The following is a 21,404-nucleotide window of genomic DNA, read 5'->3' on the forward strand; positions in this document are numbered from 1 at the left end:
AACCTGAATCCTGTTTGCACTTCGACAAAAGGGCACCTACCATGTTCCTCGAACGCGTCTGCATCGCCACCGATGGTTCCGACCTGGCCGTCCGCGCCGCCCAGATGGGGGTCTTGCTGGCCCGCGCGGGCGCGGGACGGGTCGTTGCGGTCTCGGTGGCCCAACCGCACTTTCGCATGCCCGAACACAGCGCGGCCGCGACCGAGGCGCAGGACGCCGCGGCCGCGCGGACCGAATTCGCGCGCGCCCGCGAGGCCGCCCGCAGTCACGCCGACACCGTGGGCCGTATCGCCCAGGCCAGCGGGGCAAGCTGCGACACCGCGATCCCGCTGGCGTCCAGGCCCGGGCCCGAGATCGTGCGGGTGGCGGAAGCACACGGCTGCGACCTCATCGTGATGGGGGCGCATGGCCCGAACGATGCCAATCCCCAGTTCACCGGCAGCGTCGCCCAGTACGTGCTGGCCAACTCGCCGATCCCGGTACTGCTGCTGCGCGACCCGCGCGAAGCCGCGCCGCCGGATTTCACCGAAGTCGGGACGGCCTGACACGGTTCAAGGCACGATCGCCACTTTCAGGACGCCGTCGCGCTGGTTCGCGAACAATTCGTAGGCTTCCTCGATCCGGTCGAGCGGGAAGCGGTGCGTCACCAGCGGGCGCAGGTCGACGCGGCCGGACGCCACGATGTCCATCAGCCGTCGCATGCGGTGCTTGCCGCCCGGGCACAGTGTGGTGACCAGCCTGTGGTCGCCCAGGCCGGCGGCGAAGGCGTCCACCGGCAGGCTCAGCTTGCCCGAGTACACGCCCAGGCTCGACAGGGTGCCGGCGGGGCGCAGCGCGCGCAGGCAGCTCTCGAAGGTCTGCTGGGTGCCGAGTGCCTCGATGGCCACGTCGGCGCCACGGCCATCGGTGAGCGCGAGGATGGCCTCGACCGGATCGGTGTGCCTGAAATCGATGACGTGGTCGGCGCCGAGCCGCCTGGCCATCTCGAGCCGCGCCGGCACCGTGTCGACCGCAATGATCTTGGCGGCGCCGCGCAGGCGCGCGCCGGCGGTGGCGCACAGGCCGATCGGCCCCTGGGCAAACACCGCCACGGTATCGCCGATGCGGATCGCGCCGTTCTCGGCGCCGCCGAAGCCGGTGCTCATGATGTCCGGGCACATCAGCACCTGTTCATCGCTCAGGCCGTCGGGAACCGGGGACAGGTTGGCCATCGCGAACGGCACGCGGACGTATTCGGCCTGGCAGCCGTCGATCGTGTTGCCGAAGCGCCAGCCGCCGATCGCATGGCCGCCGCACTGCGACTGGTGGCCCTCGAGGCAAGGGTGGCACTGGCCGCAGGGCGTGATGGCGCCCACCACCACCCGCTGTCCGAGGGCGTAACCCTCTACCCCCGGGCCGAGTTCGGCAATCACGCCGACCGGTTCGTGCCCGACGGTCAGCCCGGGCGCGACCGGATACTCGCCTTTCAGGATGTGGACGTCGGTACCGCAGATCGTGGTCAAGGTGACCTTGACGATCGCTTCGCCGGGACCGGCCCGGGGCACCGGCTTGCGCTCGAGCGTGATCCGGCCCGGCCCCTTGAATACTGCCGCTTTCATCATTTCCATCGGACCCTCCTGTCGATGCGGGATGCCCGGGCCGCCATTACCCCGCTCAGTGCGCCATCAGGACGGAGATCGTCGCGTTCTCCAGCACGTTGCGGGTAACGCCGCCCAGGATAAGTTCGCGGAACTGCGAATGTCCATAGCAGCCCATGACCAGCAGGTCGTAGGCTTCCTGCGCCGCCATCGCGAGCAGGGCTTGTCCGCCGTCGATGTGGCGGTCGACCACCATGATTTCGGCCTGGACGTCGTGCCGGGCGAGAAAGGCGGCCAGGTCGGCCCGGTGCTGCCCGTCGCCCAGGTCGGTGTCGCCGGGCGGACGGAAGGCGACCACCGTCGCCCGCACTGCGTGCCGCATCAGCGGCAGGGCAGCCAGCAATGCCGTGGAGGCCTCCTTGGCGCCGTTCCATGCCACCAGCACATGCCGGCCTGGACCATGCGCCACCGGCGCGCATGGCACCACCAGCACCGGGCGGCCGCAGGTGAAGGCCACATACTCGGGGATGCGTCCGATGGTGTCGGTCAGGGCTTCGCTCAGGTCGTCCTGGCTGACCACCACCAGGTCGGCGAAACGGCCGAGCCGCGCCAGCGCCTCGCTGGCCAGGTCGCACACCAGGCGCTTCTCGGACACCACGCCGGCTTCGCCGGCCAGCAGGGCGAAGCGGTCGAGCGCCCGCGTTGCGGTTGCATGCAAGGGCGCGAAATAGCTGGCCTCGAGGCTGCCGGCCACCGGATGGTAGCCATGCGGAAATACTTCGCGCGAAACGCCGGTGGCCGCGACGCCGATCAGGTGGGCATCGTGCTCGGCCGCCAGCCTGGCCGCGATGCGGATGCGCTGCGGCGCATGGCGCGAGGCGTCGGCGTGCACGATGATGGTGCGGTAGCTCATTGCCTGGTTCTCCTGGTTGAATACGGGAAGCCGCCGGACGCTAGGCGTGGCGCGGCCGGCGCCCCGGCAGGCCCGGTCGCGCCAGCGCGCCGAGCGGGCCCGGCCCGCGGCCACGGCGCAGCGCCAGCACCGCACCGCGCGCGCTGGCCAGCAGGCGCAGTCCGCAGAAGCGGTGCAGCGACAGCAGGCCCGGCAAGGCCGCCACCACGTCGCGCCCGATACCGAGCTCGCCGGCTTCCACCCGGGGCGTGGCGTGGTGCAGCGCGTTCAGCAGCAGCGCGTTGTCGCGGCGCTGCTCGCGCACCCCGGCAAAACCGGCGACCTCCATCAGGCTTTCCTCGTGCCGGAAAGCCGCTTCGATGGCCGCCACCAGGCGCGCGAACGCCGGCGCGAAGCGCTGGTCCGGTTCGCGCGCCACGGCGTGGACCTGGACCAGCAGGCCGTTGCGTGCGTGAGCCAGTGCGTGCACGATGCTGTGCGGACCTGGCGAGGACGGTGAGGTGGACTTCATGGCGCGCGCCTGCGGTAATTGGTGGAGGGCTGAGTTGGCAGTCTGGCCAGTCAACTCCTCCCTGTCTTTGACCCAGATCAAATGCGCCTCCGTCGACCGCCGGAACCTGGTTGATTCCATTGCCCGAGCCACATAGCGGGTAGCACATAGCAGATAGCTTTTCGGTGAATTTTGATGTCCATCAAAGGAAGTATCGCTTCACCTCGCTAGGCTGGTGCTGGCCGATCAACGGCGGGAGAATCCATGAGCATCCGCAACCTCCAACACCTGTTCGCACCCGCTTCGGTGGCCGTGATCGGGGCCTCGGACCGTCCAGGCAGCGTCGGCGCCACGGTGTGGCGCAACCTCACTACCGGGGGCTTCCGCGGCCCATTGTGGCCGGTCAACCGGCGCCACGGCCAGGTCGGCGGGCGCCAGGCCTGGGCCAGGATCGCCGACCTGCCCGCGGTGCCGGAACTGGCCGTGATCTGCACCCCCGCCCCCACCGTCCCCGGCCTGGTGCGCGAACTCGGCGCCGCAGGCTGCCGTGCCGCCGTCGTCCTCAGCGCCGGGCTCGACGCCCCCGAGAACCCGGCAGGCGCCGGAACGGGGCGCAGCCTGCGCCAGGCGATGCTCGAGGCCGCGCAACCCTGGCTGCTGCGCATCCTGGGCCCGAACTGCGTCGGCCTGCTGGTGCCGGGCATCGGCCTGAACGCCAGCTTCGCGCCCGGCGCCGCGCTCCCGGGCCGGCTCGCCTTCGTGGCCCAGTCCGGAGCACTGGTCACCGCGGTCCTGGACTGGGCCGGCGCGCGCCGGATCGGCTTCTCGTGCTTCGTTTCGCTCGGCGACGGCAGCGACGTCGATTTCGGCGACCTGCTCGACTGGCTGGCCGCCGATCCAGGCACCGATGCCATCCTGCTGTATGCCGAAAGTGTGCGCCACGCGCGCAAGTTCATGAGCGCGGCGCGCGGCGCGGCGCGCGGCAAGCCCACCCTGGTGGTCAAGGCCGGGCGCGCCGCCGAGGCGGCGCGCGCCGCGTTCAGCCACACCGGGGCGCTGGCAGGTTCCGACCTGGTCTACGATGCCGCCATCCGTCGGGCCGGCATGCTGCGCGTGAACACCACGGCCGACCTGTTCGACGCGGTCGCCATGCTGGCGCACACCCGCCCCCCCGCCGGGGAGCGGCTGGCGATCCTGACCAATGGTGGCGGCCCGGGGGTGATGGCGACCGACGCGCTGCTCGCCGCACAGGGCGTGCTGGCCCGGCTCGAGGCGCCCACCCTGGCGCGCCTGGGCGACAGCCTGCCGCCGCTGTGGTCGCACGGCAACCCGGTCGACATCGTCGGCGATGCGCCGGCGCAGCGCTACCGCGACGCGCTGGCCGCACTGCTGGACGCGCCCGAGCTCGACGCCGTGCTGCTGATCCATGCGCCCACCGCCATCGTGTCCAGCGCCGAGATCGCCCGTGCGGTCCTGCCCCTGATTGCCGGCGCGGCGCGGCCGGTACTGTGCTGCTGGCTCGGCGGGCACAGCGTAGCCGAGGCGCGCCGCCTCAGCATCGAGGCCGGGGTCCCGGTGTTCGACACGCCCGAAGAAGCGGTCAAGGGTTTCCAGCAACTGGTCGACTACCGCCGCAACCAGGCGGTGCTGACACAGGCGCCCGGGCCACGCGAGCGCCTGGTGCCGGACCGCCATGCCGCGCGCGCCCGGCTCGATGCCCTGCTGGCCGCCAGGGTCACGCAGCTGGGCGAGACCGACGCCAAGGCGCTGCTGGCGGCCTACGGCATCCCGACCGTGCCGACCGAGACGGTACCCGACCGCGCCGCTGCGCTGGCGGCGGCGCGCCGCATCGGCTACCCGGTCGCGCTCAAGATCTTCTCGCCCGACATCGCCCACAAGACCGAGGTCGGCGGCGTCTCCCTCGACCTGGCCGACGAAGAGGCGCTCGGCGCCGCGCTCGACGCCATGCTGCTGCGCGTACGTGCGCTGCGGCCTCGGGCGCACCTGGAGGGCTTCGCGGTGCAGGCGATGGCGCGCCGGCCGCAGGCGCTCGAGCTGATCGTCGGGATCAGCACCGACCCCGTGTTCGGCCCGGTGCTACTGTTCGGCCACGGCGGCATCGCGGTCGAGGTCACCGCCGACCAGGCGATCGGCCTGCCGCCCCTGAACCGGGTGCTGGCGGCCGACCTGGTGAGCCGCACCCGTGTGGCGCGCCTGCTGGCGGGCTACCGCGGACGGGCGCCGGCGGACCTCGAAGCCTTGTACGACGTGCTGGTGCGCGTAGGCCAGATGGCCTCCGACCTGCCCGAACTCGCCGAACTCGACATCAATCCCTTGCTGGCCGATTCCGCCGGCGTCGTGGCGCTCGATGCCCGCATGCGGCTGGAGCCGCTGCCCGCGGGGGGCGACGCCGACGCCCGACTGGCGATCCTGCCCTACCCGGCACAGCTCGAGCGCCAGGTCGACAGCAGGCTGGGGCCGCTGACGATCCGTCCGATCCGCCCCGAAGACGCGGCGGCGCACGTCGCCTTCTTCCATGCACTGAGCCCGGAAGACGTCCATATGCGCATGTTCGGCATGATGCGTGCGCTGTCGCCACAGCAACTGGCGCGTTTCACCCAGATCGACTACGCGCGCGAAATGGCCTTCATCGCCAGCCGGGCGGCGCCTGGCGGCGCCGAGACGCTAGGGGTAGCGCGGGTCGTGTTCGACCCCGACGACCTGCGCGGCGAGTTCGCGGTCACGGTCCGCTCGGACCTGAAGGGCCAGGGGCTCGGCCACCTCCTGATGTCCCGGCTGCTGGACTACTGCGCCGAACGCGGCGTGCCGCTGATAGAAGGCGTCGCCTTGCCGGAAAACACACGTATGCACGCCCTCGCCGCCGCCCTTGGATTTGCGCTTGACAGCGGCGCCGACGGCAGCGTCACGATGCGGCGCACGCTGTGCCGGAGTCCGTGATGGGCAAGCACATCCTGATCATCCAGGGGCATCCGGACCGCTCCCGCGAGCACCTGTGCCACGCGCTCGCCGATGCCTATGCCGACGGTGCGCGCGCCGCCGGCCACAGCGTCGAGACCGTCGAACCGGCACAGCTGGCGTTTCCGCTGCTGACCGATCCGGCGCAGTGGCAGGACTGTCCGGCGCCGGATGCGCTGCTGCCGGCGCAAGACGCCATTGCGCGCGCCGAGCACATCGTGCTGGTCTATCCGCTCTGGCTGGGCGACATGCCGGCCCAGCTGAAGGGATTCCTGGAACAGGTGTTGCGTCCCGGATTCGCCATCGCACGGGAGGCGCGTAATCCGATGAAATCCGGCCTGCTGGCCGGGCGCAGCGCGCGCGTGATCGTCACCATGGGCATGCCGGCGCCCTTCTACCGCTGGTTCTACGGCGCCCACGGGCTGCAGCTACTGCGCCGCAACATCCTGAAATTCGTCGGTCTCAAGCCGGTGGCCGCGACGGTGGTCGGCATGACGGGATCGATGCCGCCGGAGCGCCTGGCGCGCTGGAGCGCGCGGCTCGGCCGTCTGGGCGCACGGGCCGGCTGAGCCGGCCGTGGCGTCGTGGATGGCGGCGCGCCGCAGCGCGGCCAGCGCAGCCACGATGCGCAATGAGCGCGGCAGGTGTGACGGCGCGGGCCGGGCAGCTCATCGCCTGCCCGGCCCGTCGGGGGCGCCGCGGCGCCGTGCCAGCTCGACCCGGTCACGGCCGTTCGACTTGGCCCGGTACAATGCCTCGTCGGCGGCGGCAAGCAAGGCGTCGACGTCCGCATGCGCATGTTCCAGCTGGGCGACGCCGACGCTGATCGTGCAGCGCACCAGCGCCGACGGCGTCTGCAGGCGAACGGCCGCCACCGCCATGCGCATGCGCTCGGCGCAGGCCAGCGCTTCCACTTCGTCCGTCTCGGGCATGACGCAGACAAACTCCTCTCCGCCTATCCTGCCGAAATAATCGCTGGCGCGCAGTGCGCCGGCACATGCCTTGCTGACTGCCCGCAGCAGCGCGTCGCCGGCCGCATGGCCCCAGGTGTCGTTGACGCACTTGAAATGGTCGATATCGAGCATGCCGATCGCCAGCGGTCGACCATGGCGCCGGGCCAGCGCCAGGTCATGACCCGCCAGTTCGAGCAGGTAGCCGCGCGCCAGCACGCCGCACAGGCTGTCGTGGCGGACCGACCAGGTCAAGGCCCGCTCGGCCATGAACTTCCTGCGCAGCAGGCGCCCCTGGAACACGGCCACGGCGACGGTCAGTGCGAGCATCACGGCATACACCAGCACGCTGCTGACGAAGACCTGCTCGGGCAGTACCGCTGCGCCCAGCGCCGCGAACAGCAGGGCCGGCGGCACCACCATGACGGCCACGCGGCGCAGGCGTGGCTCGACCAGGGCGAGTGGAAACATGGCGCCGGTGATGGCCGGCAGTCCCAACACCAGCCCGTTGGGCAACAGGCTTGCGCTGAGGATCATTGCGGCGGTATGGGTGACGTAGACGAGGGTGCAACGCCAGGCGACCGGCATCCGCCCGCCCCAGCGCAGGTAGCCGATGGCGCCGAACAGCACCAGCCCCAGCCGCAGGAAGGCGGTCGCGGTGGCCTGGTGCGGCGCGATCCAGTGATCCCATGCGCTGAACAGCAAGACGCCGCTGCCGAACACGACGCCGAATGCCGGCAGCATGTCGGACAGGGTGCGGTCGAGCGCAAGGCCGAACTCGCGCTCGTCCAGGGGGAGCAGTGTGCCGCATGCGCCGGCGGCCAGGCGGCGCAGGTGCCGCCATGGCCGCGGCGCCCGGTCGGTGGGTGCGCCGGCATGGGGGGACGATTCTTGGGCCGCCCCCGTTCCAGGAGCATCCTTCCCGGCCGAGGCCTGGAGCGAGGCCGCCCGCCCTCTCCCCCAGCGCACCGGGTGGCCCGCTCAGGTCGCGCCGGCAGGCCGGGTGTGTTGACGCGCCTGCGATCCGTCCTCGTGCGCTACCGGCCGCAACACCATGACCGGCACCGGCGCGTTGGCCAGCACGGCCTGCGTCACACTGCCGGCCAGCAATCGGCTCAGGCCGCGCCGTCCGTGCGAGCCCATCACGATCAGGTCGCAATGTTGCTGGCGCGCCGTGTCGACGATGGCTTCGGCTGGGTCGAGCGCACTGCAGGTGACCGGGGTGCAGGACACGCCGGCCTGCTGCGCGCGCTTGGCGATCGCATCGACATGGGTCTGCGCATGTTCCAGCAGCACCTCGACCTGGAGCCCCGGATCGTAGGCCATGGCGCCTTCGAGCGACTGGAATGTGGGTTCGGGAACCGCCACGCCCAGCGCGACGATGGTGCTGCCGCGGGCCTGGGCGAAGTCGATGGCCGCGTCGACGGCCGACTCGGAAACGGGTGAGCCGTCGGTCGGCACCAGGATGCGTTGATACATGAGCTTGCTCCTTTGCTTGGCTGCTAGCGGTGCACCAGCACCGGGATGGCGCTGTGGACCAGGACTTTCTGGGTTTCGCTGCCCAGCAAGAGCCCCTTGATGCCCTTGCGGCCGTGCGAGGCCATGATGATCAGGTCGCACAGGCGCTCGCGTGCCGTCTTGATGATGGCTTCGTAGGGTGCGTCGGAGACGACCTGCACGCCGGTGAAGGGAACACCGGCGTCGCGCGCGGCCGCGGCGACTTCGTCGAGCAGGCGCTGGCCGTGCGTGCGGCTGGCTTCGGCATGCTGTTCGGGGGTTTCCTCCAGCATGTCACTATCGACGGTGAAGGTGTGGAACTCGGGCGTCGCGGTCATCGCGACAACATCGACGCCGATGCTCTTGGCAAAATCGATGCCGGACAGAATGGCGCGCCGCGATGCCTCCGATCCGTCGGTGGGCAGCAGGATTCGCGTGTACATGGCAACCTCCAGAGATGATGGTCTGGCGGAGTCGTCGCTCCGCCGTGCTGGACATGCGGCACGGGCGCGCTCCGCCGGCCGGTACCAGGGTTCTCCGACACGTACGGAGAACCGGGGCGGATCAACAATTCGAGCGCGACAGAAGCAGTCTGTTCGCGTGAACCCGCAAAATCTTTGATTCAGATCAAAAACATCGTACTTGCGGAATGTCTTGCATTCATGCGCCCGCAAGGGCCGGCGCCGTGCCGGCTATGGTGGGTGGGCCATCCCGGGCAGCAGCACCGCCGCCCCGTCGATCCGTCCGGCGCGCAGGTCGTCGAGCGCCGTGTTGGCCGCCGCGAGCGGGTAGCAGGTGACGGTGGTGGCGACCTCGCCATGCGCGACCTGGCGGAAGAAGGCCGCGCCATCGGCGCGCGTCAGGTTCGCGACCGAGCGCAGGCAGCGTTCTCCCCACAGCAGCGCGTAGGGAAACGACGGAATGTCGCTCATGTGAATGCCGGCGCAGACCACGGTGCCGCCCCGGCGCGTGGCGGCCAACGCCTGCGGCACCAGCTCCCCGGCCGGGGCGAACAGGATCGCGGCGTCGAGCGGAGCCGGCGGGGCCTGCCCGGCGGCGCCGGCCCAGCGAGCGCCGAGCGCGCGTGCAAAGTCTTGTGACCGGGCATCGCCGGCGCGCGTGAACGCGCACACCTCGCGCCCCTGGTGCAAGGCCAACTGGGCGACCAGGTGGGCGGCGGCGCCGAATCCATACAGGCCGAGCCGGTGTGCGTGCCCGGTCATGGCGTAGGCGCGGTAGCCGATCAGGCCTGCACACAGGAGCGGGGCGGCGTGAGCGTCGTCGTAGGCCTCGGGAAGCGCAAAGCAATAGCGTTCGTCGGCCAGCGTAAATTCGGCGAAACCGCCGTCGCGGTCGTAACCGGTGAACACAGCGCGCTCGCACAGGTTCTCGCGTCCATCGCAGCAGTACGCGCAGGCGCCGCAGCTCCCTCCGAGCCAGGGCACGCCGACCCGTTCCCCCGCGCGGAACCGCCCCGCCTGCGGTCCCGCGCCTGCCACCCGGCCGACGATCTCGTGGCCGGGGATCAGCGGCAAGCGATGCGGCGCCAGTTCGCCGTCGACGATGTGCAGGTCGGTGCGGCAGACGGCGCAGGCGCTCACCCGGATCAGGATCTCCCGTCCCGTGGGCCGGGGCACAGGCAGGCGCGCGCTGCGCAGCGGCCGCCCCGGCGCGTCCAGCAGCATCGCATGCATGTCCCCGCGCATGCCGCGCCGTCCCCTGCGCCGCCCCCTGCTTATTGGACCGCGATCTGCTTCCTGGCCGTACCCGGCTTCTTGGGCAAGGTCAGGTTCAGTACCCCGTCCTGGTATTTCGCCTCGGTCTTGCTGTCGTCGACTTCCTGCGGCAGGGTGAAGCTGCGGTATTGCGAACCGCTGAAGCGCTCGGTGTAGACCGTGTCGCCTTCGGTTTTTTCTTCCTGGCCCTGGATCGTCGCGCTGATGGTGACGAGGCTGCCGTCGACCGCAATCTTGATGTCCTCTTTCTTGTATCCCGGCATGTCGGCCTTCACGAGGTAGGCCTGGTCGGTTTCATTGACGTCGATACGGATCTGGCGCTCGGCCTCGAAGCCGCGCAGGGCCGGCGTGAGCGGGAACTCGCGCATCATTTCCTCGATGGCGCGTAGCGGGTTCCCCCGCAGCGTGTCGCGGAAGGGGTCGAAACGGGTCAGGTTATTCGCCATGATGTGCTCCTGGTTGAAGTGGTTTGCCCATGCTATGGGCCGGCATGGGTCGTCGTATGAGCCGGATCAATGTGCGCCGCTTGAAACCCATCCGCGACTGGCTGGCCGGACGCATTCTGTCGGGCCAGCGCGGCGAGCAAGGGCGCGCAGGCCTGGCGCAGCTGCTCGCGGTCGATACCGGTATTGGCATCGACCACGATCGTGTGCGCAAGTTCCGACGACGCCAACGGCTCGGCGCTGCGCAGCTGCATGTCGAGTACGGCGGCATCGGCATCCGAGGCGTCGTCGCCCTGCCGCCCTCGCGCCGCGATGCGCGCGAGCATGGCGGCGCACCCGGCGCGCACGTCGACGATGAAAAACGGCACGCCGAGCGCCGCGGCCAGCCGGCGCAGGCGCGTACGCTGGTCCGCCCGCAGGCAGGCGGCATCGACCACCGCCGGCCAGCCGGCGCCCAGCACCGTGCGGGCGAGCGTCCCGAGGCGGGCATAGGTGCGCCGCGTCGCGGCCGCGCCATACTGCCGCCCGAGGCCGGGAGCCGCCGCCGGCAGGCGTTTGCGCTCGACGTCGGAGCGCAGCTGGACCGCGCCGAGCAGTTCCACCAGCAGGCGGGCGACCGTCGTCTTGCCGCTGCCGGAAAACCCGTGCATGGCGACCAGCGCCACGGGCCCGGCGTGCGCGCACCGGCGGGCAAAGTCCAGATACGAACGGCCTTGCGCCAGGCAGCCGGCGCGCGCCGCGTCGGACAGGCGCGGCTGGCGCGCGCGCAGCAGCATGACCCTGGCGCGCACCAGCGCCCGGTGCATCCGATAAAGGCGCAGCATGGCCAGGCCGGCATGGTCGCCGCTGCATTCCAGGTAGCCGCTCAGCAGCCGGGCGGCCAGCCCCGGACTCCCCCGGCACGCCAGGTCCATGCACGCGAACGCGAGGTCGTCGATCGTGTCGATCCAGCGCAGGGCCGGGTCGAACTCGATGCAGTCGAACGCCTGGACCTCGCCATCCCGCGTCAGGATATTGCCGCAATGTAGGTCGCCGTGGCATTCCCTCACCATGCCTTGCGTGCGCCTTGCTGATGCCAGCGCGGGGAGCCCGGAGAACAGCTGGGCTGCGCACTCGCGCAGGACGGTCGATGCGGCTTGCACGCGTTCCGCTCCTTGCGCCCCGTCGTCCGCCAGCGCAGACTCGAGTCCGGCCATGGTGGCGGCGAAGGTCGCCGCCACCATGGCGGCCGTTCCCCACGACGCGCCTGGCGGCGCGCGCGGGGCGCGGCGGTGGAACGCCGCCAGCAGCGCCGCCAGCCGGTCCACCTCGTCGCCGCCGAGCAGGCCATCGGCGAGGCGTACGCTCCACAGCGCGTCCTGCTCGAAGGCGCGCATCCACACCGCATACTCGCGCGGCGTTCCGGCCGCGCCGATCGTCGGGCTGGCGGGGTCGCCGCCGACCGCGACGACACCACGGTAGAGATCGGGGGCCAGGCGACTGTTCAGGCGGCATTCTTCGCGGCAATAGAACCGGCGCGCGGCCAGGGTGGAGCAATCGACAAACGGCAGCGTTAGCGCCTTCTTGAATTTGTAGGCATCGCCACCCGCGACCAACACCCAGGAAATATGGGTCTCGAAGCGCGCGACGCGGCCCGCCGCAAGCTGCAGCGTGCGCGCCACCCGGTCGATGAGGCGCCGCTGCCGGGCCAGCGCGTCCATGGCGCAGCTAGCCCAGGTACTGGCCGCCGTTCACGTCGATGGTGGCGCCGGTGATGAAGCCGGCCTCGTCGTCGGCCAGGAAGGCGACCACGCGGGCGATGTCCTGCGGGCTGCCGAGCCGCCCGACCGGGATGCCGGCCAGGATGGCGGCCAGCACGTCGGGCCGGACCCGTTCCAGCATCGCCGTATCGCAATAGCCGGGGGCGACCGCATTGACCGTGACGCCATGCGCGGCGTTCTCGAGCGCCAGTGAGCGGGTAAAGCCGAGGATGCCCGCCTTGGCGGCGGCGTAATTGGTCTGCCCGGCCTGCCCCTTGCGCCCGTTGACCGAACTGATGTTGACGACCCGCCCGAAGCGGCGTTCGCGCATGCCGCCGATTACTTGCCGCGTCATGTTGAAGATCGAGCCCAGGTTGGTACGCATCACCTGCCACCACTGCGCTTCACTCATCTTGTGCAGCATGGCGTCGGCGGTGATGCCGGCATTGTTGACCAGGATGTCGACCGGACCCAGCGCTGCTTCGAGCTCGGCCAGGCCGGCGCGGCAGGCGTCGAAATCGGCCACGTCCCACCGGAACACCGGGATTCCGGTCTCGTCGCGCATCCGCAACGCAGCTTCCTCGTCGCTATGCCAGGTAGCGGCGATCCGACAGCCCCTGGCCTGCAGAGCCAGCGCGATTGCCCTGCCGAGCCCGCGCGTTCCACCCGTTACCACCGCTGTCCTCGCCATCGCAGGCCTCCATGCATTCGAGTTTTTCAAATTGGATCGCCCGGACGGGCGCCGGTTCCGCTGCCGCGGGCAGCGCAGGAGAGGCGCAAACGGGCGGCGGCAAGGGATGGCAACGGATGTATGAGCGATGTCAATGAATCGACGAATGCACTGCACGATCGCTAATGGAGGCATCTAAGCAATTCCGCTCAATCCTTGCTCCCCGGAGGTCATCATGAACAGGATAGCCATCGACATGCCGGTGGTCGGCGCGTGTTCCGTCGCCGAATGCGCCTATAACACCGACAACGGCTGCCACGCGCGCGCCATCACGGTCGGCGACGGAGTCCATCCGGGCTGCGATACCTTCCTGGTAGCGACCCCGCACACGCGCGATACCGGGCGCCATGCCGGCGTCGGGGCTTGCAAGGTCTCGTCCTGCCAGCATAACGACGACTACGAATGCACGGCCGAGCAGATCGCCGTCGGCCATGCCGGCCACGGCGCCTGCTGCCTGACCTACCAGCAACGGCTACTGCCGAACTCGCCGGTGCATCCAGGACAACATCCAGGCTGACCGATGCGCGCTCACAGCTTGCGAGTGAAAAACGGGATGCCGGCATCCTTGACGCAGACGGGCCGCCGCCCCGGCCGCGACATCGGGGTACGGATCGAGCTTCCCGCCACGAAAAAACAAGACTGCCGCGTGCTGGTGGATTACCGCGTCTTGTACTGGCAGGCGGAGCGCCGCGTTGCACGCGAGCGGGCCGACAGCAGCTGGCATACCGGCGAGCGGGGCTGCGGTGCATTCCAGCGCAGCTTTCCCTTGCCCTTTCCGTATCGCGTCGCGATCGACGCGGCCACCGCAAACCGTCGCGACGGGGCGTCGACGCTGCGCCTGCCGAAGGCGCCCGCAGGCGCTCCGGATCCGATCACGGTCAGCTGAGCGCGGCCACATGACGGCTGGCGGCAGCGGGCCGCGGGTACCGTCCTCCGCCGGCGCAGCGCCGGCGCCAGCCGCTGGCATCGACGCTGTCCCGGCGCCCCTTGCGGCGGCCGCCACCGACGCCAAGCTCGCCTTTCTGCGCCTGGCGACCAGCTATCCCGGGCCGGTGCGCCGCGTCGACGCGATCGAAACCCATATGTCCTGGGTGTTCCTGACCGGGCACGACGCTTACAAACTCAAGAAGCCGGTCCGGCTCGGCCAGTTCGACGCCCGCAGCCTGGCGGCGCGGCGCCGGTACTGCGAAGAAGAGGTGCGCGTGAATCGCCGCCTGGCGCCGGACGTCTACCTTGGCGTGGTGGCCTTGTGCGTCGATGCGCGCGGACAGTTCCGTCTTGGCCGTGACGGTGCGGTGGTCGACTGGCTGGTATGGATGCGGCGACTTCCGGCGCGCCACATGCTCGACCATGCCATCCGCGCCGGCACGCTGCGTGCGCAGGACATCCGCCGGGTGGCGTCCCGGCTGGCCGCCTTCTACCGCACCGCCACCCCGCTGTCCGTCGATGCGGGCGCCTACCGGGCCGCGTTCGCGCGCGAACTAGGGCGTAACCGGCGCGCCCTGGTACGGCCGGCGTATGGCCTGGCGCCCGGGCCCGTGCGCGACTTGTGCGCGGCGCAACAAGCCCTGCTCGCCGCCCGGCCGGACTGGTTCGACGAGCGGGTCCGGTCACATCGGATCGTGGACGGACACGGCGACCTGCGGCCCGAACACGTCTGCCTGGCGCCGCAGGTGTCCATCATCGACGCCATCGAGTTCGCCCCTGCCCTGCGCATCGTCGATCCTGCGGACGAGCTCGGATTCCTGGCCCTGGAGTGCGAACGGCTGGGCGCCGCGGGCGCCGGGGCGTGCCTGCTGCGCAGCTACGCCGAGCTTGCCGGGGACCGGCCCGGCGCCGGCCTCGTGCATTTCTACCAGGGCTATCGGGCCGCGCTGCGCGCCAGGCTGGCGATCCGCCACCTGGACGAGGCGCGGTTTCGCCACGCACCCGAGTGGCGCAGGCGCGCCGAGCGCTACCTCGGGCTGGCGCAATCGCACCAGGACAGCGCCGACGCCGCCGCGCACGCCCTGTCTTGAGGGCGCCGGGGACGGGTTCCGGCAGGCGTTCAGTCGGCCGGCGGCCCGGTGCCAGGGCCGCCGCCATGCAGCCTGTCGATGGCCGCGGCCAGCATCCCGGCGCAGTCCAGCACCCGGACCCTGGCTTGCCCCATGGCGGCCCCGAGCCGGAACGGGGCGACGGTGTCGCATACCAGGGTCTGCGCGATCGCGCTGTCCGCCAGCAGCGCCGCGGCATCGCCGGTGAACAGGCCATGGGTCGCCACCGCGAACACCTGCGCCGCACCGTGCGCCCGGCAGGCGGCGGCGGCACGCGCCAGGGTGGCGCCGGTGCCGATCAGGTCGTCGACGATGAGGGCGTCCCTGCCGCCGACCTCGCCGGCCAGCAAGCCGCCGCCCAGCACGCCGCCGCTGCGGTATTTTTCGCAGAAGGCCACCCCGACCGGCCTGCCCAGCGCGTTCGCCAGGCGCTGCCGGAAGGCGTCGGCACGCTTGATGCCGCCCTCGTCCGGCGCGACCACCACCACCTCGCGCCCCGCCAGCCGCGGCGCCAGCTCGCCCACGAACAGGGCGCCGGCCTCGATGTGCTCGGTGCGGCAGCGGAAGGCGTTCTGGAAGGCCGCCAGGTTGTGGACGTCGACGGTCGCCACCGCGTCGGTCCCGGCCGCCTCGAACAGGGCCGCCACGTAGCGCGTGGTGACCGGATCGCGCGCCTGGGTCTTCCTGTCCTTGCGTGCGTAGGCCAGGTAGGGCACGACCGCCGTGACGCGTCCCGCCGCCGCGTCCTTGAGCGCGCCAATGAAGAACAGCAGCCGGCACAGCTTGTCGTTGGCGCTGCGCTGCGCGTCGCCATACAAGGAGTGCAGGACGTAAGCATCGCGGCCGCGCACGCTCTCGAGCGGGCGCGCCTTGTGCTCGCCGTCTTCGAATTCCCTCTCCTCGTGCGCGGCCAGCGAAACGCCGAGGACGCGCGCCACCCGCCCGGCGAGGTCGCGACTACCATCCAGGCCGAACAGCAGCGGCGCGCCGTCGCGCGCGCCTGCGTCGGGGACCGCCGTCATCACTGCCCTTCCGTGGCCGCGCCGCCGGCGGCCTGGTCGCCGGTGTCGGCCTGTGCCGCCTTGTAGACCAGCACCGGCACCCGGCTGTGGCGCAACACCTCGAGCGTGACGCTCCCCGGCCACTGCCCGCCGCCCCCTTTCCATCCGTGCGAGGCCATGTACACGAGGTCGCAGGCTTCGCGGTCGGCGCTTGCCACGACTTCGCGGGCCGGATCATGTCCATGCACCTTCATGCAGGCGCAGCGCACGCCCTGCGCCGCCGCACTGGTGGCGACCCAGGCCAGGTAGTCGTCCGCGATCTTTTCGAACAGGGCCAGGCGTCGCTGCGCATAGTGGGGGTCGTGATGCAGCCAGGCCTCGAGCCGGTCCGGGCGCGGCACCGCAACGACATGGCAGGCGAGGACCGCGGCGCCGGCGTCGCGCGCGAACGCGATGCCGGCCGCCGCCGCTTCGCGCGACAGCGCGGAACCGTCGATCGGCAACAGGATATGACGCACCATGTTCACTCCGGGGTGGGGGCCAGGGGCTTGCGCGGCGCGATGCCGAGCCCACGCTCGACCTCGAGCAGGTTGCGGACGGTGGACAGCAGCGAATCCGGATTCAGGCTGATCGCGTCGATCCCCTGCTCCACCAGAAAGCGTGCCACTTCCGGATAGTCGGACGGGGCCTGTCCGCAGATGCCGACGTGGCGTCCGTTGCGCCGGGCACCGATAATCGCCTGGCGCAGCATCTCGAGCACGCCGGGGTCGCGCTCGTCGAAGTCGAAGGCGACGATGTCGGAGTCGCGGTCGACGCCCAGCACCAGCTGGGTCAGGTCGTTGGAACCGATCGAGAAGCCGTCGAACAGGCGCGCAAAGGCGTCGATCTGGACCACGTTGTTCGGGATCTCGCACATGACGTACACCTCGAGGCCGTCGCGGCCGCGTTCCAGCCCGTGCGCGGCCATCGACGCCAGCACCGCCTCGGCTTCCGCCACCCGCCGGCAGAACGGGATCATCAGGCGCAGGTTCGGCAGCCCCATGTCGTCGCGTACCCGGCGCATCGCGCGGCATTCGAGCGCGAAACCCTCGGCATAGGCCGGGTGCGCATAGCGCGCCGCGCCGCGAAAACCCAGCATGGGGTTGGCCTCGACCGGCTCGAAGGCGGCGCCGCCGAGCAGGCTCGCGTACTCGTTGGTCTTGAAGTCGGACATCCGCACGATCACCGGCTTCGGGTGGAACGCCGCCGCGATCGTGCCGACACCCTCGGCCAGTTCGCGCACGAAGTAGTCGGCCGGCGACGGGTAGCCGCGCGTGATGCGCACGATGTCGGCGCGCTCCGCCTCGTCGGCCACCCGTTCAGGGTGCACCAGCGCCATCGGGTGGATGCGGATGTGTTCGGCGACGATGAATTCCATGCGCGCCAGTCCCACGCCGTCGTTCGGCAGGAAGCGCGAACGGAAGGCGATGTCGGGGTTGCCGATATTGAGCATCATGCGGGTGCGCGGCATGGGCAGGGCCGCCAGGTCGGTGGTGGTGCGGTGGAAGGCGACCTGCCCCGCATACACACGGCCCGCGCTGCCCTCGGCGCAGGATACGGTGACCAGCTCGCCGGTGCGGATCGCCGTGGTCGCGTTGCCGCAGCCGACCAGCGCCGGCACGCCGGTCTCGCGCGCCACGATCGCGGCGTGGCAGGTGCGCCCGCCGCGATCGGTGACCACGGCGGCGGCGGTCTTCATGACCGTGCCCCAGTCGGGCATGGTGGTTTCGGCGACCAGGATCTCGCCGGGCCGGAACGCGGCGAGCTGGCTGATATCGGTGACGACCCGTGCCATGCCCGAGGCCACCTTGCTGCCGACCGCGCGCCCGGAAGCCAGCACCTCGCCGGTGCCGTCGAGGTGGTATTCGTCGAGTTCGGTCGCCGACCTGCGCGCGGCCACTGTTTCCGGCCGCGCCTGCACGATATAGAGCTTGCCGTCGATGCCGTCCTGCGCCCATTCGATGTCCATCGGCACGGGATGCCCGGCCCGGGCGCCGTAATGTTCCTCGATGCGCAAGGCCGCGTCGGCCAGCTCGAGCACGCCGGCATCGTCGAGGCAGAAACGCGCGCGCTCGTCCGTCCCGGTCGGTACATTGCACGTGGTGCCGGGGCTGCCCGAGGGCGCGTAGGTCATCCGTACTTCCTTGCCGCCGAGGTTGCGCCGCAGCACGCTGCGCCTGCCGGCGCGCAGGGCGGGCTTGAACACGTAGAACTCGTCGGTGTCGACCGTGCCTTGCACCACGTTCTCGCCGAGTCCGTAGGCGCCGGTCACCAGCACCACATCGCGAAAGCCGGTCTCGGTATCGAGGGTAAAGATCACGCCCGAGCAGGCCAGGTCGGAACGGACCATCTTCATCACCCCGACCGACAGGTAGACCTTGAAGTGGTCGAAGCCGTTCTCGATGCGGTAGACGATCGCGCGGTCCATGAACAGGCTGGCGAAGCAGCGCCGGACGCTGTCGAGCAGCTCCGCCTCGCCGCTGATGTTGAGGTAGGTTTCGTGCTGGCCGGCGAAACTGGCGGTGGGCAGGTCTTCCGCCGTGGCGGAACTGCGCACGGCGGCGCTCAGGGTGTCGCCATACTGTTCGCGCAGCGTGCGCCATGCCGCGAGCACGGCATCTTCGAGCCCGGGCGCGAGCGGGGCCGCATACACGATGTCGCGCGCGGTCCGCGCGCGCCGCGCCAGGTCGGCCACGTCGGCATGGTCGAGCCCATCGAGGGCGGCCCGCAGGCCGTCCCACGCCCCGGCATGGTCCAGGCTGGCCCGGTACGCGGCCGCCGTGATGGCGAATCCGTTCGGTACGCGCACGCCCTTGCCGCCCAACTCCCGGACCATTTCGCCGAGGGAGGCGTTCTTGCCCCCCACCAGGGGGAGGTCGCCGATCCCGATATCGTTGAACCAACGGATGTAGCTGCTGCGTGTGTCCATGCTCTCCCTCCAGCGCCTGTCAAGGGATCGTAGGAGAAGCATTCGACGGCTGGTTAATCTATCTCAAACGGACCGGCCGCCGCCGCGCGTCTTGTTGATTTTGATCTGGATCAAGGAATTACAGGGACCGCGGCGCATACTCTATGCCGCGCCGCGTGGCGCTCCCGCCTGCGCCTCCTGTCCTGAAAGCGAACCCGATGTACAAGCGCATTCTCGTGCCCACCGATGGATCGGCCATCACCACCTACGCGGCCGATGCCGCGATCCAGCTGGCGCGGGGCTGCGGCAGCGAATTGATCGCGCTGTCGGTCGCCTATCCCGGCGCCTATCTCGGCGGCGTCCAGGGCGGCCTGGTCTCCGAGGCGGCGCCGCATGCCGAACTGCTGCTGAAGCAGGCCGATGCCCTGGCGGACCGCGTCGCCAGGCGCGCACACGCGGCGGGCGTGGCGTGCACCACCGCCACGACTTACTCGCTGAGCCCGGGCGACGCGATCATCGAGGCCGCGGCCGAGCATGGCTGCGACCTGATCGTGATGGGATCGCACGGGCTGCGCGGCATGTCGCACCAGCCCGCGGGCAGCGTTACCCAGCATGTCCTGGCTTATTCGGCGGTGCCGGTCATGGTGCTCAGGCCGGCACGTGGGGCGAGTACCGAACCCGGCATCCCGGAGGGCGCCTGAGGAAGACGGCAACACCGCGTGCCGGACGCCATCCGAAGCACGAACCTGCCTGAGGTCCGCGATGCCCCGCCATCCTGGCGCCCTGCGCCGTCGTGCCGCCGGCATGGCCCTGCTGGTGCTCTTGCTGCTGGTTTGCGGCGCGCCATCGGGCACGGCCGCCGAGCCCGGCCCGGCCCCGGTGGATGCGCAGGCGCTGGCCGGGCGCCTGTACGCCTCCGGCCAGGCGCCGCACTGGCTGGAAGGCGGCCAGCACCAGGCGCGGCTGGCGCTGGACCTGCTGGCGGCGGCCGCTGAGCATGGCCTCGATCCGGCCTACTACCGAAGCGCGGAACTGTCGGACCGGCTCGCGGCCCTGCGCGGCCCCGGGGACGAAGCCGCATTCGAACGCGCGCTCAGCACCGCCGTGCTCCAGTACCTTGCCGACCTGCGCGCCGGCCGCACCCGCTCACCCTACCGTCCGCAGGGGGACGCCCTGGCCGGCTTCGATCCGGTGGAACACCTGCGCCAGGCCGTCCGTAGCGGCGGCCTGGCGCAGGCGGTCGAGACGGCGGCGCCGGCGCTGCCGCTCTACCGCAGGGTGAAGGAAACGCTGGCCCGCTACCGCGCGCTGGCGGCGGACGCGCCAGAGTGGCCGGCGCTGCCGGCGGGCGCCGGTCCGACGCTCGCCGTCGGCGACGCCTATGCGGGCGCGCCGGCGCTGCGCGCGCGACTACGCATGCTGGGAGACCTCGGCCCGGAGCAGGAAGCCGGCGGCGAGGAGGCCGGGCGCGAACCGGTCTATACGCCGGCGCTGGCCGCCGCGGTACGGCGTTTCCAGGCGCGCCACAACCTGGTCGAGGACGGGCTCCTGGGACCCGCCACCCGGACCGCCCTGGCGGTCCCGCCAGCGCAGCGCGCACTGCAGCTCGGACTGACACTGGAGCGCCTGCGCTGGTTGCCGCCGCTGCGGGGCCGCGTCGTCGCCGTCAACGTCCCGACCTACCGCCTGTGGGCGTTCGAGACCGGCCGCGACACCACCGAGCCGCTCGAGATGCGCGTCATCGTCGGCAAGGCTGCGGGGACGCCGACGCCGCTGTTCATCGGCCAGATGCGCTTTCTGGAATTTAATCCATACTGGAATGTGCCGCGCAGTATAGCGATCGGCGAAATCTTGCCGAAACTGGTCCGGAACCCGGCCTATCTGCGCCGCAACGACATGGAACTGGTGATGCCGGACGGCCGGGTGCTGGCGCAGCCGAACGCAGTGTCGCTGGCAGCCCTGCGCGCGGGCGCCGCCAGGATCCGGCAACGCCCCGGCCCCCGGAATGCCCTCGGCGAAGTCAAGTTCGCGATGCCGAACCCGATGAGCATCTACCTGCACTCCACCTCGGCGAAAGAGCTCTTCGACAAGGCCCGCCGCGACCTGAGCCATGGCTGCATCCGTGTGGAGCACGCGGCCGAACTGGCGCAGTTCGTGCTGGCCGACCCCGCCAACTGGGGTCCCGGGCAAGTGGCGGCCGCCATGCAGCCGGGGCCGACGCGCACGGTAGCCCTTGCGGCGCCGGTGCCGGTCATCCTGTTCTATGCCACCGCCGTCACGGACCAGCACGGACGCGCCCTGTTCGCCGAAGACATCTACGGCCGTGACCGGCATCTGGCGAAGGCATTGCGCCCGCCCTGAATCCGGTT

General features: G+C 70.8%; 21 protein-coding genes. 8 read left to right on the forward strand and 13 right to left on the reverse strand.

Annotated features, from left to right (window positions below):
- Positions 1–41: 41 nt before the first annotated feature.
- A complete protein-coding gene (locus IM543_14225) occupies positions 42–545 on the forward strand; it encodes a universal stress protein (GenBank protein QOY92759.1) in 504 nt (167 codons plus the stop codon).
- Between the two features lie 6 nt (positions 546–551).
- Here the strand turns inward: IM543_14225 and IM543_14230 are convergent, their stop codons facing one another.
- Genes IM543_14230 through IM543_14240 form a run of 3 tightly spaced genes read right to left on the reverse strand, consistent with a single transcriptional unit; the run spans position 552 to position 3,001 of the window.
- Positions 552–1,607 carry an NAD(P)-dependent alcohol dehydrogenase gene (locus IM543_14230; GenBank protein ID QOY92760.1) on the reverse strand — a complete coding sequence of 352 codons (1,056 nt, stop codon included), beginning with the start codon at positions 1,605–1,607 and terminating at the stop codon, positions 552–554.
- 46 nt (positions 1,608–1,653) lie between these two features.
- On the reverse strand, positions 1,654–2,490 hold the full coding sequence (locus IM543_14235; protein QOY92761.1) for a universal stress protein: 837 nt from the start codon (positions 2,488–2,490) through the stop codon (positions 1,654–1,656).
- Between the two features lie 40 nt (positions 2,491–2,530).
- Entirely contained in the window at positions 2,531–3,001 is a 471-nt protein-coding gene (locus tag IM543_14240; protein QOY92762.1) for a hypothetical protein, read from the reverse strand.
- Between the two features lie 243 nt (positions 3,002–3,244).
- On the opposite strand from IM543_14240, the gene IM543_14245 reads away from it, so the two are divergent.
- Positions 3,245–5,938: a bifunctional acetate--CoA ligase family protein/GNAT family N-acetyltransferase gene (locus IM543_14245; GenBank protein QOY92763.1), complete on the forward strand. Its 2,694-nt coding sequence runs from the start codon at positions 3,245–3,247 to the stop codon at positions 5,936–5,938.
- Positions 5,938–6,525 (forward strand): NAD(P)H-dependent oxidoreductase, encoded by a 588-nt coding sequence (locus IM543_14250; protein ID QOY92764.1) that lies wholly within the window; start codon positions 5,938–5,940, stop codon positions 6,523–6,525. The genes IM543_14245 and IM543_14250 overlap by 1 nt, the downstream gene beginning before the upstream one ends.
- 99 nt (positions 6,526–6,624) lie before the next feature.
- Here IM543_14250 and IM543_14255 read toward each other — a convergent pair whose 3' ends face one another.
- From IM543_14255 to phbB, 7 genes are all read right to left on the reverse strand, one after another.
- Positions 6,625–7,650 carry a GGDEF domain-containing protein gene (locus IM543_14255; GenBank protein QOY96690.1) on the reverse strand — a complete coding sequence of 342 codons (1,026 nt, stop codon included), beginning with the start codon at positions 7,648–7,650 and terminating at the stop codon, positions 6,625–6,627.
- Positions 7,651–7,887: 237 nt separating this feature from the next.
- On the reverse strand, positions 7,888–8,385 hold the full coding sequence (locus tag IM543_14260; protein ID QOY92765.1) for a universal stress protein: 498 nt from the start codon (positions 8,383–8,385) through the stop codon (positions 7,888–7,890).
- 23 nt (positions 8,386–8,408) lie between these two features.
- Positions 8,409–8,846, reverse strand: coding sequence for a universal stress protein (locus IM543_14265; GenBank protein ID QOY92766.1), 438 nt, complete (start codon positions 8,844–8,846; stop codon positions 8,409–8,411).
- A 249-nt stretch (positions 8,847–9,095) separates the two neighbouring features.
- Entirely contained in the window at positions 9,096–10,097 is a 1,002-nt protein-coding gene (locus IM543_14270) for a zinc-dependent alcohol dehydrogenase family protein (protein ID QOY92767.1), read from the reverse strand.
- 41 nt (positions 10,098–10,138) lie between these two features.
- Entirely contained in the window at positions 10,139–10,585 is a 447-nt protein-coding gene (locus tag IM543_14275; protein ID QOY92768.1) for an Hsp20/alpha crystallin family protein, read from the reverse strand.
- 32 nt (positions 10,586–10,617) lie between these two features.
- Positions 10,618–12,282 (reverse strand): AAA family ATPase, encoded by a 1,665-nt coding sequence (locus tag IM543_14280; protein QOY92769.1) that lies wholly within the window; start codon positions 12,280–12,282, stop codon positions 10,618–10,620.
- Positions 12,283–12,289: 7 nt separating this feature from the next.
- Positions 12,290–13,012, reverse strand: coding sequence for an acetoacetyl-CoA reductase (gene phbB / locus IM543_14285; protein QOY92770.1), 723 nt, complete (start codon positions 13,010–13,012; stop codon positions 12,290–12,292).
- 229 nt (positions 13,013–13,241) lie between these two features.
- Here phbB and IM543_14290 point away from each other — a divergent pair, with 229 nt between their 5' ends.
- From IM543_14290 to IM543_14300, 3 genes are all read left to right on the forward strand, one after another.
- Positions 13,242–13,568, forward strand: a complete 327-nt coding sequence (locus tag IM543_14290; protein QOY96691.1) for a DUF1540 domain-containing protein — start codon at positions 13,242–13,244, stop codon at positions 13,566–13,568.
- 3 nt (positions 13,569–13,571) lie between these two features.
- Positions 13,572–13,937 carry an Hsp20/alpha crystallin family protein gene (locus tag IM543_14295; GenBank protein ID QOY92771.1) on the forward strand — a complete coding sequence of 122 codons (366 nt, stop codon included), beginning with the start codon at positions 13,572–13,574 and terminating at the stop codon, positions 13,935–13,937.
- 79 nt (positions 13,938–14,016) lie between these two features.
- Positions 14,017–15,069, forward strand: coding sequence for a hypothetical protein (locus tag IM543_14300; GenBank protein QOY96692.1), 1,053 nt, complete (start codon positions 14,017–14,019; stop codon positions 15,067–15,069).
- Positions 15,070–15,098: 29 nt separating this feature from the next.
- Here the strand turns inward: IM543_14300 and IM543_14305 are convergent, their stop codons facing one another.
- The 3 genes from IM543_14305 to ppsA are packed head-to-tail and all read right to left on the reverse strand — an operon-like array spanning position 15,099 to position 19,056.
- A complete protein-coding gene (locus IM543_14305) occupies positions 15,099–16,109 on the reverse strand; it encodes a ribose-phosphate pyrophosphokinase (GenBank protein ID QOY92772.1) in 1,011 nt (336 codons plus the stop codon).
- Entirely contained in the window at positions 16,109–16,609 is a 501-nt protein-coding gene (locus IM543_14310) for a universal stress protein (GenBank protein QOY92773.1), read from the reverse strand. The genes IM543_14305 and IM543_14310 overlap by 1 nt, the downstream gene beginning before the upstream one ends.
- Positions 16,610–16,611: 2 nt before the next feature.
- Positions 16,612–19,056 carry a phosphoenolpyruvate synthase gene (ppsA, locus tag IM543_14315; GenBank protein QOY92774.1) on the reverse strand — a complete coding sequence of 815 codons (2,445 nt, stop codon included), beginning with the start codon at positions 19,054–19,056 and terminating at the stop codon, positions 16,612–16,614.
- A gap of 197 nt (positions 19,057–19,253) precedes the next feature.
- Here ppsA and IM543_14320 point away from each other — a divergent pair, with 197 nt between their 5' ends.
- Positions 19,254–19,736, forward strand: a complete 483-nt coding sequence (locus IM543_14320) for a universal stress protein (protein ID QOY92775.1) — start codon at positions 19,254–19,256, stop codon at positions 19,734–19,736.
- Between the two features lie 61 nt (positions 19,737–19,797).
- Positions 19,798–21,396 (forward strand): L,D-transpeptidase family protein, encoded by a 1,599-nt coding sequence (locus IM543_14325; protein ID QOY92776.1) that lies wholly within the window; start codon positions 19,798–19,800, stop codon positions 21,394–21,396.
- Positions 21,397–21,404: the final 8 nt, after the last annotated feature.

Origin of the sequence: Massilia sp. UMI-21, assembly GCA_015277795.1 — a bacterium.
Classification (GTDB): domain Bacteria; phylum Pseudomonadota; class Gammaproteobacteria; order Burkholderiales; family Burkholderiaceae_D; genus Telluria.

What these genes read in the sequence shown, in the direction of transcription:
- IM543_14305 (QOY92772.1), bottom strand. Translation starts at nt 16,109, where the DNA reads ATGACGGCGGTCCCCGACGCAGGCGCGCGCGACGGCGCGCCGCTGCTG.
- IM543_14260 (QOY92765.1), bottom strand. Translation starts at nt 8,385, where the DNA reads ATGTATCAACGCATCCTGGTGCCGACCGACGGCTCACCCGTTTCCGAG.
- IM543_14275 (QOY92768.1), bottom strand. Translation starts at nt 10,585, where the DNA reads ATGGCGAATAACCTGACCCGTTTCGACCCCTTCCGCGACACGCTGCGG.
- IM543_14310 (QOY92773.1), bottom strand. Translation starts at nt 16,609, where the DNA reads ATGGTGCGTCATATCCTGTTGCCGATCGACGGTTCCGCGCTGTCGCGC.
- IM543_14320 (QOY92775.1), top strand. Translation starts at nt 19,254, where the DNA reads ATGTACAAGCGCATTCTCGTGCCCACCGATGGATCGGCCATCACCACC.
- IM543_14235 (QOY92761.1), bottom strand. Translation starts at nt 2,490, where the DNA reads ATGAGCTACCGCACCATCATCGTGCACGCCGACGCCTCGCGCCATGCG.
- IM543_14230 (QOY92760.1), bottom strand. Translation starts at nt 1,607, where the DNA reads ATGGAAATGATGAAAGCGGCAGTATTCAAGGGGCCGGGCCGGATCACG.
- ppsA (QOY92774.1), bottom strand. Translation starts at nt 19,056, where the DNA reads ATGGACACACGCAGCAGCTACATCCGTTGGTTCAACGATATCGGGATC.
- IM543_14245 (QOY92763.1), top strand. Translation starts at nt 3,245, where the DNA reads ATGAGCATCCGCAACCTCCAACACCTGTTCGCACCCGCTTCGGTGGCC.
- IM543_14225 (QOY92759.1), top strand. Translation starts at nt 42, where the DNA reads ATGTTCCTCGAACGCGTCTGCATCGCCACCGATGGTTCCGACCTGGCC.
- IM543_14325 (QOY92776.1), top strand. Translation starts at nt 19,798, where the DNA reads ATGCCCCGCCATCCTGGCGCCCTGCGCCGTCGTGCCGCCGGCATGGCC.
- IM543_14265 (QOY92766.1), bottom strand. Translation starts at nt 8,846, where the DNA reads ATGTACACGCGAATCCTGCTGCCCACCGACGGATCGGAGGCATCGCGG.
- IM543_14295 (QOY92771.1), top strand. Translation starts at nt 13,572, where the DNA reads ATGCGCGCTCACAGCTTGCGAGTGAAAAACGGGATGCCGGCATCCTTG.
- IM543_14255 (QOY96690.1), bottom strand. Translation starts at nt 7,650, where the DNA reads ATGCTGCCGGCATTCGGCGTCGTGTTCGGCAGCGGCGTCTTGCTGTTC.
- IM543_14270 (QOY92767.1), bottom strand. Translation starts at nt 10,097, where the DNA reads ATGCATGCGATGCTGCTGGACGCGCCGGGGCGGCCGCTGCGCAGCGCG.
- IM543_14240 (QOY92762.1), bottom strand. Translation starts at nt 3,001, where the DNA reads ATGAAGTCCACCTCACCGTCCTCGCCAGGTCCGCACAGCATCGTGCAC.
- phbB (QOY92770.1), bottom strand. Translation starts at nt 13,012, where the DNA reads ATGGCGAGGACAGCGGTGGTAACGGGTGGAACGCGCGGGCTCGGCAGG.
- IM543_14280 (QOY92769.1), bottom strand. Translation starts at nt 12,282, where the DNA reads ATGGACGCGCTGGCCCGGCAGCGGCGCCTCATCGACCGGGTGGCGCGC.
- IM543_14250 (QOY92764.1), top strand. Translation starts at nt 5,938, where the DNA reads ATGGGCAAGCACATCCTGATCATCCAGGGGCATCCGGACCGCTCCCGC.